At 30.0% G+C, this 13,538-nt stretch carries 12 protein-coding genes; 9 read left to right on the forward strand and 3 right to left on the reverse strand.

Annotated elements, in window-relative coordinates:
- Window positions 1-182 precede the first annotated feature (182 nt).
- Both CCE28_RS08920 and CCE28_RS08925 read left to right on the forward strand, forming a co-directional pair.
- Window positions 183-2,285 carry a methyl-accepting chemotaxis protein gene (locus CCE28_RS08920; RefSeq protein WP_095133114.1) on the forward strand — a complete coding sequence of 701 codons (2,103 nt, stop codon included), beginning with the start codon at window positions 183-185 and terminating at the stop codon, window positions 2,283-2,285.
- A gap of 163 nt (window positions 2,286-2,448) precedes the next feature.
- Window positions 2,449-3,060, forward strand: coding sequence for a LysE family transporter (locus tag CCE28_RS08925; protein WP_095133115.1), 612 nt, complete (start codon window positions 2,449-2,451; stop codon window positions 3,058-3,060).
- 6 nt (window positions 3,061-3,066) lie between these two features.
- On the opposite strand, the gene CCE28_RS08930 is transcribed toward CCE28_RS08925, so the two are convergent.
- Window positions 3,067-3,747: a cyclic nucleotide-binding domain-containing protein gene (locus CCE28_RS08930; RefSeq protein WP_095133116.1), complete on the reverse strand. Its 681-nt coding sequence runs from the start codon at window positions 3,745-3,747 to the stop codon at window positions 3,067-3,069.
- 217 nt (window positions 3,748-3,964) lie between these two features.
- On the opposite strand from CCE28_RS08930, the gene CCE28_RS08935 reads away from it, so the two are divergent.
- The 7 genes from CCE28_RS08935 to nhaC all read left to right on the forward strand — a co-directional run bounded on the left by CCE28_RS08935 (window position 3,965) and on the right by nhaC (window position 12,619).
- The gene (locus tag CCE28_RS08935; protein ID WP_095133117.1) at window positions 3,965-4,387 is read left to right on the forward strand and encodes a DMT family transporter; all 423 of its coding nucleotides are present in this window, start codon (window positions 3,965-3,967) and stop codon (window positions 4,385-4,387) included.
- A 12-nt stretch (window positions 4,388-4,399) separates the two neighbouring features.
- Window positions 4,400-4,852 carry a DMT family transporter gene (locus CCE28_RS08940; RefSeq protein ID WP_242972940.1) on the forward strand — a complete coding sequence of 151 codons (453 nt, stop codon included), beginning with the start codon at window positions 4,400-4,402 and terminating at the stop codon, window positions 4,850-4,852.
- 110 nt (window positions 4,853-4,962) lie between these two features.
- Window positions 4,963-5,397 carry a DUF1499 domain-containing protein gene (locus CCE28_RS08945; protein ID WP_095133120.1) on the forward strand — a complete coding sequence of 145 codons (435 nt, stop codon included), beginning with the start codon at window positions 4,963-4,965 and terminating at the stop codon, window positions 5,395-5,397.
- 10 nt (window positions 5,398-5,407) lie between these two features.
- On the forward strand, window positions 5,408-6,118 hold the full coding sequence (locus tag CCE28_RS08950) for a L,D-transpeptidase family protein (protein ID WP_095133122.1): 711 nt from the start codon (window positions 5,408-5,410) through the stop codon (window positions 6,116-6,118).
- Between the two features lie 137 nt (window positions 6,119-6,255).
- The gene (locus CCE28_RS08955; protein ID WP_176461741.1) at window positions 6,256-9,315 is read left to right on the forward strand and encodes an AAA family ATPase; all 3,060 of its coding nucleotides are present in this window, start codon (window positions 6,256-6,258) and stop codon (window positions 9,313-9,315) included.
- A 141-nt stretch (window positions 9,316-9,456) separates the two neighbouring features.
- Entirely contained in the window at window positions 9,457-11,079 is a 1,623-nt protein-coding gene (locus CCE28_RS08960; protein WP_095133126.1) for an HAL/PAL/TAL family ammonia-lyase, read from the forward strand.
- Between the two features lie 142 nt (window positions 11,080-11,221).
- Entirely contained in the window at window positions 11,222-12,619 is a 1,398-nt protein-coding gene (gene nhaC / locus CCE28_RS08965; RefSeq protein ID WP_095133128.1) for a Na+/H+ antiporter NhaC, read from the forward strand.
- Here nhaC and CCE28_RS08970 read toward each other — a convergent pair.
- Together CCE28_RS08970 and CCE28_RS08975 are read right to left on the reverse strand one after the other, a co-directional pair.
- Window positions 12,616-12,936: a DUF5658 family protein gene (locus CCE28_RS08970; protein WP_095133130.1), complete on the reverse strand. Its 321-nt coding sequence runs from the start codon at window positions 12,934-12,936 to the stop codon at window positions 12,616-12,618. The genes nhaC and CCE28_RS08970 overlap by 4 nt on opposite strands.
- 71 nt (window positions 12,937-13,007) lie before the next feature.
- On the reverse strand, window positions 13,008-13,403 hold the full coding sequence (locus tag CCE28_RS08975) for a PPC domain-containing DNA-binding protein (protein ID WP_095133132.1): 396 nt from the start codon (window positions 13,401-13,403) through the stop codon (window positions 13,008-13,010).
- Window positions 13,404-13,538 lie beyond the last annotated feature (135 nt).

The following is a 13,538-nucleotide window of genomic DNA, read 5'->3' on the forward strand; positions in this document are numbered from 1 at the left end:
GATATAAATTACCTAGAAGGTAATTTATATCACTTGATTTTTTAATTACTAGGTCTACAGAATTACATATGGTCCAGAAATGACTAAAAATGTCAAAGAATGTAGAATGTTATAAAAAATTCATATATAATTAAAAATGGGAGCAGAATTGCAAACTATAACAGCTTTAAGGAGGAGGACACATGTTTAAGTTTAAAAAACTTAAGAGCAGAATAATAGCTTACATAGGAGTTTTTGTATTAATCGCATTAGGTGTAACTAATTGGGGATTATACTCAATGACAAGTAAGCTATTGACAAAAGCAGCATATGAAAATGCAAAGGAGACAGCCCATGATTATGGGAATTCCGTATTAGGAGAATTTAATAGTGTAATGCATACAGCAAGGAGCCTTGAAGCTACGTTAAAGGGAATGAAAGAATCAGGAGATACAAATAGAACTGTTGTAAATAACATATTAAGGACAGTTTTAAAAGAGAACGAGAATTACTTAGGTGTATGGACTTGTTGGGAGCCAAATGCTTTTGATAACAAGGATATGGAGTACGCCTTAAAAGCAGGAGAGGATTCTAAAGGTCGTTTTGTTCCATATTGGTCTAGAAGTGAATCAGGAATAGAATACTCACCTCTTACAGGATATGATAAGGAAGGTGAAGGTGATTATTACCTACTTGCCAAAAACTCTAAAAGGGAAGTTATAATGAATCCATTTAAATATAATATAAATGGGAAAGAAATTATGATGACTACTTTTGCAGTACCTATAGAAATAGATGGAAAAGTCCTAGGAGTAGTGGGAATAGACCTATCCCTTGAAACCCTACAAAGGCGTGTACAGAAGATTAAACCCTATGATGTGGGTTATGCTGCAGTAGTGGCTAATAATGGAGTATATGTGGCCCATAAAGATGATGATCATCTAGGAAAGGACATGGGGAATACGGAGGAAAGAAAAAAGATAAAGGGACTTATAAAAGAAGGTAAGGAATATGGTGTTAACTTACTATCAAATTCTCTAGGGAAAGAAGTACATAGACTATATACTCCTATGTACATAGGAAAGACAAATACTCCCTGGTCCTTTGCCGTAAGTATACCTACTGATGCCATATTAGAAGACCTACATGAAATAAGAAATATGTTTAGAGGTATAGGTATTGGAGTACTAATTATATTAATAGTAGTTATAAATTTAGTGTCGGCAAAAATTACAAAACCTATTATACAGACTACAGAAATGTTAAAGGAAGTGGCTCAGGGAGAAGGGGATTTAACTAAGCGACTTGAAGTTTATACAGAGGATGAAATAGGACAATTGGCTAAATGGTTTAATGTTTTCATAGATAATGTACATATTATAATAGGTCAAGTAAAAGAAGGGTCAGAACTTATGGCCTCATCTTCTAGGGAAATTGGAATAGTCATGGAAGAATCGACTGGTGGAATGGAAGACATGGCTAGAAGTATCACATCCATATCTGATTCCCTCCAAGGAAATGCAAGTGTAGTAGAAGAAACTACTGCAAGTATAGAGGAAATGGCCAGCTCTTCAGATGTAATATCAGAAGAAGCAGAAGAAACCTTTGGAAGAAGTAAAGAAATATTAAATATATCTAGTGAAGGTGCGAAACATATAGAAGATGTGGTAGAGACTATAAAAGACGTGGAGAAATCTACTAATTTAGTATATGAGTCTATTGTAGAACTAAATGAATCTTCTAAGGAAATTGGAGAAATAGTATCAATTATAACGGGAATATCCGAGCAAACCAATCTATTAGCATTAAATGCAGCAATAGAAGCTGCAAGGGCAGGAGAACATGGAAAGGGATTTGCAGTAGTAGCAGAAGAAGTTAGGAAATTAGCAGAAGAAAGTAAGGAATCTGCTACTAAAATAAGAGTCCTTATAGATGATATTCAATTAAAGTCAAATAGGGCAGATGAATCTATAAAAGAGGGAAGCCAATTAGTTAAAAATAGTGTAACTAAGGCAAATAAAGTAAACGACAAATTTGAAGAAATATTAAAGGCCATAGATGGAGTTACTAATAAAATAGAGGTAGTATCAAAATCATCTCAAAGTCAAGCAAATATAGCACAAGATATGACTAGTGCCATGGATGAAATATCTAATACTACAAATGATAATGCAGGACAAGTACAACAAATAAATGGAGTAATTGAAGAGCAGGTAAGTGCTTTTGAAGAAATAACTGCAAATGTGGAAAGTTTAAGCAATGTGGCTAAGGAATTAAAAAATCATACGGATAGATTTAAAGTATAGAGTTAGCAGCTATTTTTATAGCTGCTTTTCTATTACATATGAACTAGAGTAATAAGAATAAAAATATAACAGTAGGATTAAATAATAGGATATAATTAAAATCATAAAAGTAAGGGCTTAAGGCTCTTTTTATCTAGAAAAAATAAATTGGGGGGAATGAAACTTGGCTTATGTAAAGGGATTTTTGTTAGGGATGACACTTCAATTGTCCATAGGACCTGTATTTTTTGCATTATTGTTTAAATCCATGAAAGAAGGATTTAAAGAAGCATTCAAAATGGCATTAGGAGTTACTTTAGTAGATGGGTTTTATATATGCATATCCTTTAGTGCCATATCTACTTTGTTAAAAATAGAAATACTAAATATGATAATAAAAGTTTTGGGAGTTATAATATTAATTTATTTTGGAATTATGTACATAAAAAATGCTAAAAATAATGAAATTGAAAATTTAGATGATAATCAGAATGTTGAGAGAGAAAGTAATAGTTTTTTATTTGGAATAAAGCTAACTTTTACTAATCCTCTTACCATATTATTTTGGTCAGGAACCTTTGGATCTTTAATTGCATCAAAGGTTTTAGTAGGATTTAATACTATTTTAATGTATTCATTAGGCTGTATAAGTGCAACCCTATTATTTTTAACGGTGACTAGTGCCATTGGAAGCAGGATATATAAGTTATTAAGTGACAAGATTTTAAAGAGATTAGATTATGTGGTAGGTGTTATATTGATAATATTTGCTTTTATATTACTTCTAAAAAATTAGCAGGTTCTAGTCTATAGAGCCTGCTAATTTTTCTAAAGTTTTATAATCTAATATAGATATGCGATTTCTATCCTTGTTTATTATGTTTTGGTCACATAAATTATTAAAGGTTCTAACGAGATGTCTATAACTAGTAGCGAATAGGCTGGCTAGTTCCGTCATACTATCTATTTTTATATGAGGTGCATCAGGATTTGTAGCATGTACTCCTAACAAATAGGAAGCTAGCTTATTTTCTAATGGATATATTAGATTTATGGAACTAGAATGAGTGTATGTTACTAATTTAGTACTTAAAGTACTAGCTAAGTATTTGTAGAAAACTAAATCATTAGAAATCAGTTCTCTTAATAAATTCATTTTAATTCCTATACATATACTAGGGCCTAAGGTTTCAATATTACATGCAGGAATTGTATTATTAATTAATTCCACATCTCCTACGGCATGAAGTGGCGTTAGTATTTCATGCAAAAGAACTTTTCCATTTTTGAGTATGGTATAACACTTTAAACTTCCTTTTACTAGAAAGTAAAAATAATCAGCCTCTTGATTGGACGTTAATAAATAGTCGTTTTTATTAAATTTATGAAGTTCCATATACTTTCTTATATTTTTTTTAAATAAAGTATCTATTGAGTATTTATCTATATAATAATTTAATGTGTAATTGTCTTCTATCTTCATATTAAATTCACCCAAATTAATTATAATATAGGTTGCACCATAATTGAAGTTTTATCTTTAATAATTATGGAATAACGTAACAGTAGGAAAACATTAAAGAAATATGACATATGTCCTTAGAGATATAAATAGTATATGTTAATCTAATTTAGGCAACACATGTTCTTATTAGAAAGGATTAAAATTATAGATGAAATATGTAATGGAGGGTAGAGATATGTATAAAGTTGGAGCAATATTTACAGGAGTTATAATAGCAATAATGATAAGTTTAAATGGCATGTTAGCTAATGGAATAGGTAATTATTTAGCCGTGTTTATAATACACATTACAGGAGCTGTTGGTGTATTAATGTTTTTAATGATGAGTAAAAAGAAAATTAATATAAAAAAGCATATTCCCCTATATTTATTTAGTGGAGGAGCATTAGGTGTAATTATAGTGATTTTTAATAATTTGTGTTTTAAGTATCTAGGAATGTCTTTAACATTATCCCTAGGCTTGGCTGGTCAATCTATAGCAGCCTGTATAATAGATCATTTTGGCTTATTTGGAATGAATACTCATAAGTTTCAAAAGGAAAAATTAATAGGATATGGAGTAGTAATAGGTGGAATAGTTGTTATGACAGTATTTTAGGAGGAATTTATCATGTATTTAATATTGGCGTTAATAGGTGGATCTTTAATAGTAATATCTATGACAATTAATTCAAAATTATCTCAAAGAATAGGGGTCCCTCAAGGGGCATTTATTAATAATATAGTAGCTTCCATAGTAATTTTAACATTTTTACTTATGAACAGAGAAAACTTCGTAAGTATGGAAAAATTAATTAATGTACCTTTGTGGGTATATATGGGAGGTATTCTAAGTATATTTGTAGTTTCTTGTTCAAATATAATAATTTCTAAAATTCCAGCCATATATACTACATTATTATTGTTTATAGGACAGTTGTTTATGGGAATTATTATAGATTATATGGTAGGTAACATGGCTTCAATGGGGAAAATCTTAGGAGGAGTACTTATCATAATTGGTTTAGCTTACAATTTTAGTATAGATAGAAAAAGTTTTATGGTAAAAGAAGAATGTAATTAAGTTTTCCTTAATTACATTCTTCTTTTAGTTTATAATATTATTAAAATAAGATAAGGCTTATTACATAAAATTAAATATAATATGAATACTAGGAATATGGGAGTGATATTATGAAAACAGGATGGATCGGTTTAGGAGCCATTACAGTATATACATATTCAAAAAATAATAGTATACCTAATAATTTAGGTGTGCATGAGGGCAGATTGGCAAAATTACCTTATGCACGAAAGGGAGTATCAACCCAAACTAATAATTTTGAAAAACAAATTGAACCTATGAAGTTTAAGGGAAGTCTAGAGAAGAGTAAGGAACGAATAAAGAAAATAATTAATAGATATTCTAATAGTAAAATAATAAAAGAAGAAAAGAATTATTTACACGTAGTATTTGAAAGTAGTAAAATGAAATTTAAAGATGATGTGGAATTTTATTTTAATGAAGAAAAAAAAATAATAGATTGTAGGTCAGTGGCACGGGTAGGATATTATGATTTTAAAGTTAATAGAAAAAGATATGCCAAAATAAGAGAGGAATATAGATAGGAGACTAAATATGAACAAAAAAATATATATTGCTTTAAGTTTAATTATAGTATTGGGTTTAGGAACATATTTATGCGGAAGAAGCCTTTGGGTACCTGTATATAGTAAAGTGGCAGGAAGAAGAACTGTGGAGGAAGTAATAAATAAAATAAAACCTGAAAATGAGCAGAAACTAATTAGTTACTTTGAAAAAAAGCAAGCCATATATGTGCCAGAGAAAATAGCCTTAATAGGGTTAAAAGAAGAAAAAATATTAGAATTGTGGGCTCTTAGTCATGGAAAGTGGACTTTTATACACAAGTATGACATATTAGCGGCCAGTGGACAGTCGGGACCCAAATTAAAGGAAGGTGATAAGCAAGTACCAGAAGGAATTTATAGAATAGAAGGCTTAAACCCAAATAGTTCATATCATTTGTCCATGAAGGTTAATTATCCAAATGAATTTGATATGAAAAAAGCAAAGGAAGATAATAGACAAAATTTAGGTGGAAATATATTTATCCATGGAAAGGCAGCCTCAATAGGTTGTATAGCTATTGGAGATGAAGCTATAGAAGAAGTGTTTTTATTAGTTAATGAAGTGGGAAAAGAAAATGTGGAAGTGGTAATAGCCCCTATGGACCTGAGAAATAAGGATATGGATTTAAGTAAAGTTCAAGTATCCTGGTATAAGGAATTACATGATAGAGTAAAAATTGAATTAAATAAGTTTAGATAGGGATGTATTTATTATTTACATCTCTATTTTTTACGTTTTATTGACGTTATTATTATAAATTATAGAAAATATTGAAAATTGTAAATTCGTATTATAAACTAATTACAAAAGCTATGTATAAGGGTGATTGTATGAGCATGAATATTGAAAGAGAAGCATTGAAAATAAATTTATTTGGAGAGCCAAAGATAATAGTAAATAGTACTGAAATAAGCTTTCCATATAAAAAGGCAGAAGCATTATTATATTATTTAGTTGTGAAAAAAAGAGAGACTAGGGAGATTCTAGGTAATCTATTATGGGAAAACACAAATGATGATAAATTAATCAAAAAAAATCTTAGGAATGCCATATACACCATAAAAAAGTTTATAAGTAAAGATATAATTATAAAAAAAGGAAATGAAGTAATAGAAATTAATCCTAAATATCTAGAAAATGTGGATATAAACAAATTTTTATATGTGGATAGCTCTGAGATCATTAATATATATGTGGGAGATTTTTTAGACAAGTTTACAATAAAGGATTCTTGTGAATTTCAAGAGTGGGTAGAATTTAAGAGACAAGAATATAGGGATATGTTCATCGATAAACTAATTAAAGGAATAGAGAATCATATTGAAAGAGATGAGCTAATAATAGGGAAAAAATACTGCAAAAGATTAATTAAATTAGATGAATTTGATGAGAGAGCTTATAGGCTATTAATTGATATATATGAAAGACAGGGTTCTTACAATAAGTGTTTAGATTTATATAAAAAATTAGAAAAACTTTTAAATGACGAACTTTTAATTTCTCCAGATCATTTAACGAAAAAGAGAATAGAAAATGTGAAAAATAAGAGAATTGAAGAAAAGGATCATATGAAAAAATATAATGATTTAAATTATTTGAATGATTTAAAGGAAGATTGTTTAGGTGGCAATGGTTTCTTTTATGGTAGAGATAAGGAATTAAAAAAAATTATAGATAATTTTAAAAAATTTTATAATGAACATACTACAAAATCAGTATGTCTTATGGGGGAAATGGGCATTGGAAAGAGTAAGACGGCTACAGAGTGTTTAAATATTATTAAGAATATATCAAACCAACACGTTTTGACTACTCAATGTTACAAGGCAGAAGAAAAATATTTGTTAAAATGTTGGAATGATATATTTAATGGAATATCTAAAATCATAAAGAAGGATCAAATATCTATTTCTAAAAAACTTATTAATATTGTATCCTTAACTTTTCCAAATTTTGATTTTAATAATGAATATAGTTTGAATTGTACAGAAAAATTAGACTTTTTAAAGTATCAAACGGCAGAAAATGCTATTGTGGAGCTCTTAATTCAGGTGTCCAAGAATAAGAAAATAATAATATATATAGATGATTTTCAGTGGGCAGATGAACTTAGTATATCCCTATTGAGAAGTATAATAACTAGGGATAAAAACAAATCCATATTATTCATAATAAATTGTAGAGAAAACTCTAATAGATATGTGGAAGAATTTTTATTAGATATGTTTAAATATAATCTAATAGATAAAATTAAGCTAGAAAGATTTACAGAGGAAGAAACTATTGAATTTACAAAAAAAGTACTAGATACTACAAAGCTAGATTTACAAGTGAAAAAGGGTATATATAAGGAGACTGAGGGAAATGTTTTTTTTCTAGTAGAAATTTTAAATAATATTAAAGAAAATAAAAAATTTCATAAGATTACTCCTAAAATACAAGATGTACTAAAAAATAGGATTATGCCTATATCAGAAAGTGGAAAAAAGATTTTGGATATATTATCCATATTCTTTAATAAGACGACCTATGAGATTTTAGAAGATATATCTTTAACAGGTGGTTTAGATTTAGTAGAGATAATAGATGAGCTAATAAAAAAGAATCTCATAGTAGAAAAAGGAAATTTAGAGGAAGTCTATTATGAATTTACCCATCAAAAAATAAGGGAGTATATTTATGGAGATATGTCCCTATCAAAGAAGCGAATTTTACATAATCGTGCAGGAGAAACTTTAGAAAAGAAACTAAAAAATAACAAAAGAGATGTGATTATGTATTCTCAGCTAATATATCATTTTGAAAGATGTGGGAAAAAATATAAAGTTCTTAAATATAAAATAAAATATCTATATGAATATTTACAATTTACACACGAGGTCTTTCCGTTAGTATATTTTAAAGGTAATGAGAAAAAGACATTTCTAGATAGAAGAATAACTAATAGGCAGATTAAAAAAAGTATAGGTGAAATGGAATTATTATTAGATGAAGTAAGGGATGATATGAAGGGTGAAGATGGAATAAATCTAATATGCGAATATTTACATATGATAGGGCGATTTCATATTAGACAAGGAGAGTACGAAAAGGGTAAGAAATATATATATGAATTAATAAATATAAGTGAAGAAAACCATATGGAAAGAAACATTATAAAGGCATATAGACAACTTATGTGTTATCACATAAACACTTATAATACAAGGGGTATGAAGACTACAATTGATAAAGCTTTAAGCATAGTTAGAGAATTTAAAGTACCTGAAGAAGAAGCCATTTGGTGGAGATTAAAGGGTCTTTTATATATTATGAAGGGAGAATATGAGGAAGGGGAAAAACTTCTTAGTTCTGCCATTGAAGTTTTTGAAAGATCCAAAGAAAGATATAAGTATATATCAAACTTAGCAGCCGCATATAATTGGATTGGGGAAAGTAAAAAAAATGTTAAGGATTATGAAAATGCACTAAAATATTTTAACAAAGCCATAGATATGAATAAGAAGTATGGATTAACAGAGGCCCTTTGCGTATTTAACACTAATGCAGGACAGGTTGCTTATGAAATGGGGGATTATGGTGGCGCCGAAAGATATTTATCTAATGCCTTGAAGTATTATGAAAAGGTAGATACCTTATGGTTAAGATCATTAGCCCATACCTATTATGGAATGGTTCTATTTCATAAAGGTGAATATAATAAATGTGTTAGTTCTTTAATATATGCAAATAAATATTGTACTAAACTAGAAAGTCCCTATGAAACTGGAATTTTTTATAGACGTATGGCAGAGTTAAAAAGGAAGATAAAAAATAGGAAAATAAAAAATAATGTACTTAATAATTATTTTGTGGAAACTGTATATGAATATGAAAAAAAAGCTGAAAACTCCTAAGTTTGTATATGAGATAAGAAAAATTTGACGTTATCTAAAAAGATAAGGTCTTTTTCTTTTGACAAGTTTTTGATAGACCTTTGCTAAACTTAATACATGTTAAGAACACATAGGATCAATTATTAGAATGGAGGAGTAACAGTGAAAAAACTAATATTAGATGGCAGAAATTTGACAATAAAAGATGTGATTAAGGTTGCAAGGGAAAACTTGCAAGTTGAGATTCATGAGGAATCTAGAAATGAAATAGTTAAAGTTAGAGACTATATAGAAAAAAATTGGATTAGAAGTGATGCTCCACCTGTATATGGATTTAATACGGGAGTAGGAAAATTAAAAGACTATAACATTAGTATGGAGGAAAACGATACATTTCAGAATAATATAGTAATGTCCCATTGTGGTGGTGTAGGTGAGCCAGCCTCAGAAGAGTTAGTAAGAGCTACTATGCTCGTAAGAATAAATGCCTTTTGTCAGGGGGTATCAGGATTAAGGATGGAAGTAATAGATAGACTTCTTGAAATATTAAACAAGGGAGTCCATCCAGTAATTCCAATTCAAGGATCTGTAGGAGCTTGTGGAGATTTAGCACCATTAGCACATATGGCTTCTGTGTTAATTGGTTATGAAGAAGCAGAAGCATATTATGAAGGGGTTAAAATGAGTGCACCTGAGGCATTACAAAAAGCTGGTATTACACCTATTAAGTATCAACTAAAGGCAAAGGATTGTTTAGCTCTTATTAATGGAACGACCATGTTTGCTGCAATGGCTGCTCTGAATTATTATGATGCGGACAGAATAGTAAGAGAAGCAGAAATTTCCGGCTCATTAAGTCTTGAAGCCATGCGTGGAGAAATGGCTGCCTTTGATGAAAGAATTCATAAGGTTAGAAGACAAAAGGGGCAAATTGATTGTGCTTCAAATGTAAGAAATATAGTAAAGGATAGTATGCGTGTTACGGAAAAAGCTAGAATGGTTCATTTAAAGCATGATGTACTTCATCCGGTCTACCAACCAAGGGTGCAAGATTTATACTCTCTACGTTGTATGGCACAAGTACAAGGGGCATGTAGAGACAATATGGCCTATGCTAAAGATTTACTAGAAAAAGAAATAAATGCAGCTACTGATAATCCATTAGTATTTTGGAATGACAAGGGAGAATTGGAATTCTTAAGTGGTGGTAATTTCCATGGAGAACCTATTGCCTTTGCCATGGATATAGTAGCCATGTCCTTAGCTGAAATAGGAAATATATCTGAAAGAAGAATATTTAGTTTATGTGACTCTGCATTAAATTATGGTCTGCCGCCAATGTTGGTAGGAGAGCCTGTGGGGTTAAATTGTGGTTACCCAGTTATATCTTGTGCTGCAGCAGCATTAGCATCAGAAAATAAGACTTTATGTTTCCCAGCAAGTGTAGATACTATTCCAACTAAGAGTAATCAAGAGGATCATGTTAGTATGGCACCATGGGCATGTAGAAAGGTAAAACAAATCATAAATAATATTCACCAAATATTAGGAATAGAGTACTTATTAGCAGCAAGAGCTATCTTTGTAACAGAAGAACACTTGGGCCGATTTGATTTGGGAAAGGGAACACAAATTGCATATGAAATTTTAAGAAATGAAATTGAGTTCAAAATGAACGATAGTTATATGCCAGCTCAATCTAAGCCAGCCATATCCCTTGCTAAGAGCGGAAAAATACTAGATAAAGTTTATGAATGTGTGAGTGGTTTGATTAATATACACTAAACCTTATACGTGATGCTAAGTATATAAATTATATAAGAATATTAAACTTATTTAGCATTACATTAATTATAAGACTTAAATTAATATTAAAAATTTATGGAAAGTTTTCTGAAGATTATGACTATGCAAAGGAGAGGATAATATGGATAGTAAAATTAAAAAAGTATCATTCCATAAGTCATTATTTGTTTTTAGTTTCTTAATTGTATCCTTATTGGCTACTATAAAAGTATTTGATGGGGGCCCTCATATTCCCATATTAGTGTCTGCCATTGTGGCAGCTATAGTTGCTGTATTAGATGGATTTAAATGGAGTGATATAGAAAGTGGTATTATAGACACTATAAAGGCATCTATGCAAGCAATATTAATTCTGATGATAATTGGTAGCTTAATAGGAACATGGATATTAGGTGGTATTGTACCTGCCATGATATTTTATGGACTAAAAATATTATCACCAGGTATATTTTTAATAGCCACATGTTTAATTTGTTCTATCATATCTGTAGCCACAGGAAGTTCCTGGTCAACTATGGGAACTGTAGGTATAGCTTTATTAGGAATCGGAACAGGGCTTGGAATTCCTACAGGAATGATTGCTGGAGCTATAATTTCTGGCGCATATTTTGGAGATAAGATGTCACCCCTATCAGATACTACAAACCTTGCACCTGCCATGGCTGGAGCAGATTTGTTTGATCATATAAAACATATGATATTTACTACAGGCCCAAGTTATATTATTACTTTAGTATTCTATGGAGTATTAGGTATGAAATTTGCTGGAAAATCCATAGATGCGGTTAGTATAAATACTATATTATCTGCCTTAAATGATGAATTCTTTATTAGTCCTATTTTACTGTTAGCACCATTATTAATAATTTTTATGGTTGCGAAGAAAGTTCCAGCTTTACCAGGTCTTATAGGGGGAAGTGTATTGGGAGCCTTGTTTGGAACTGTATTTCAAGGAGCTAGCATTAGTAAAGTGATTGCATCGGCCCATTATGGATATTCTACAGATACGGGTATTGAAGTGGTAAATAAGCTTTTGAACCGTGGAGGAATCCATAGCATGATGTGGACCGTATCACTTATACTAATAGCATTATCCTTTGCTGGTGTAGTTGAAAGAACTGGAATGGTAAAAGCTATTGTTGATAGAATATTAAAACTTGCAAAGAATGACGGATCCTTAATAACAGCCACCATATGCACTTGTATATTTACTAACTTTGCAACGGGAGTTCAATATGTGGCTCTAGTATTACCAGGAAGAATGTTTAAAGATGTTTATAGGGAGAGAGGGCTTGCACCTAAGAATTTATCTAGAGCATTAGAAGATTCAGGTACATTAGTAGCACCTTTAGTTCCGTGGAGTACAGATGCAGCATTTATAATGGGAGCCTTAAGCATAAGTCCATACGTTTATATTCCTTATGCCATATTAAATTTAGTAAACCCTATTGTATCTATAATTATAGGTAATTTAGGATGGACTATTGAAAAAATAGATAATAAAGGGCAGACGGCTTAAAGCTTAGAAAAGCCATATAAACATAATGTTTTAATATGCATAACAACAGGTATTATTTGAATAGACAAGGGGATGACAAGTATTTTTTTAAAGTACTTTTTATCCCTATACTTTTCTATGGATTTAAATAATGTAACAAAAAATAAGGCCAATAATATTCTTAAGAAAATCCCTTCTAAAAAGGGACGATCCATAAAATTATTCATAAAAGGATTCATTTCTGTAGCAATATTTAATATATGAATTTCAATATATGTGACAATATAATCAATTACCATTAAAAAAGATAATAAGCACAATATAAGATTAATACTCATATAAACACCTCCTAGTATTTATATGAGTATTAACTATTTCATATGAGTTTATAAGGAAAATAATGTGATATTTATATTTTTGATATAAGTAATTCTGTATAGCCTGTAGATGAATCAAATTCTCTAGAAAAAATAGTGTCAGGTAATGATCCAATAACTATTTCAGCTGTAGTATTTATTAAACATCCATCCATTAAGTGACCTCCAAAGACCATTCCATCCTTAGTAGAAAGGGAAATATGAAGGTGAACTCCATCCTTTGAAAGGGTTCCGCTTAAAGATAGAATTTCTAACTTTTCATCAAAAGCTTTAGTACTAACCCCATCTGCTAGCCTAATAGTGCCTTTATATATACAACCTACACAGGTAAGTATTATTCCTGCACTTATGTTATTTTCTTTCGTAAACTCCACCAATTTTTCTTTTAAATCCATATGTTTAGTGAGTCTTAAACTATGAGTAACCATAAAAACCTCCAATTTGATAAAATGAAAAAATTATAATAATAATGTATCACTAAATTGGTAAAATAGCTACTTGTATAAGTTTTTGGAAAATTATACAAATTAATAATATATTGACATATGAAAACGTTATGCTAA

The organism is Anaeromicrobium sediminis (assembly GCF_002270055.1).
GTDB lineage: Bacteria > Bacillota > Clostridia > Peptostreptococcales > Thermotaleaceae > Anaeromicrobium > Anaeromicrobium sediminis.

What these genes read in the sequence shown, in the direction of transcription:
- CCE28_RS08920 (WP_095133114.1), top strand. Translation starts at nt 183, where the DNA reads ATGTTTAAGTTTAAAAAACTTAAGAGCAGAATAATAGCTTACATAGGA.
- CCE28_RS08930 (WP_095133116.1), bottom strand. Translation starts at nt 3,747, where the DNA reads ATGAAGATAGAAGACAATTACACATTAAATTATTATATAGATAAATAC.
- CCE28_RS08935 (WP_095133117.1), top strand. Translation starts at nt 3,965, where the DNA reads ATGTATAAAGTTGGAGCAATATTTACAGGAGTTATAATAGCAATAATG.
- CCE28_RS08940 (WP_242972940.1), top strand. Translation starts at nt 4,400, where the DNA reads ATGTATTTAATATTGGCGTTAATAGGTGGATCTTTAATAGTAATATCT.
- CCE28_RS08945 (WP_095133120.1), top strand. Translation starts at nt 4,963, where the DNA reads ATGAAAACAGGATGGATCGGTTTAGGAGCCATTACAGTATATACATAT.
- CCE28_RS08950 (WP_095133122.1), top strand. Translation starts at nt 5,408, where the DNA reads ATGAACAAAAAAATATATATTGCTTTAAGTTTAATTATAGTATTGGGT.
- CCE28_RS08955 (WP_176461741.1), top strand. Translation starts at nt 6,256, where the DNA reads ATGAATATTGAAAGAGAAGCATTGAAAATAAATTTATTTGGAGAGCCA.
- nhaC (WP_095133128.1), top strand. Translation starts at nt 11,222, where the DNA reads ATGGATAGTAAAATTAAAAAAGTATCATTCCATAAGTCATTATTTGTT.
- CCE28_RS08970 (WP_095133130.1), bottom strand. Translation starts at nt 12,936, where the DNA reads ATGAGTATTAATCTTATATTGTGCTTATTATCTTTTTTAATGGTAATT.
- CCE28_RS08975 (WP_095133132.1), bottom strand. Translation starts at nt 13,403, where the DNA reads ATGGTTACTCATAGTTTAAGACTCACTAAACATATGGATTTAAAAGAA.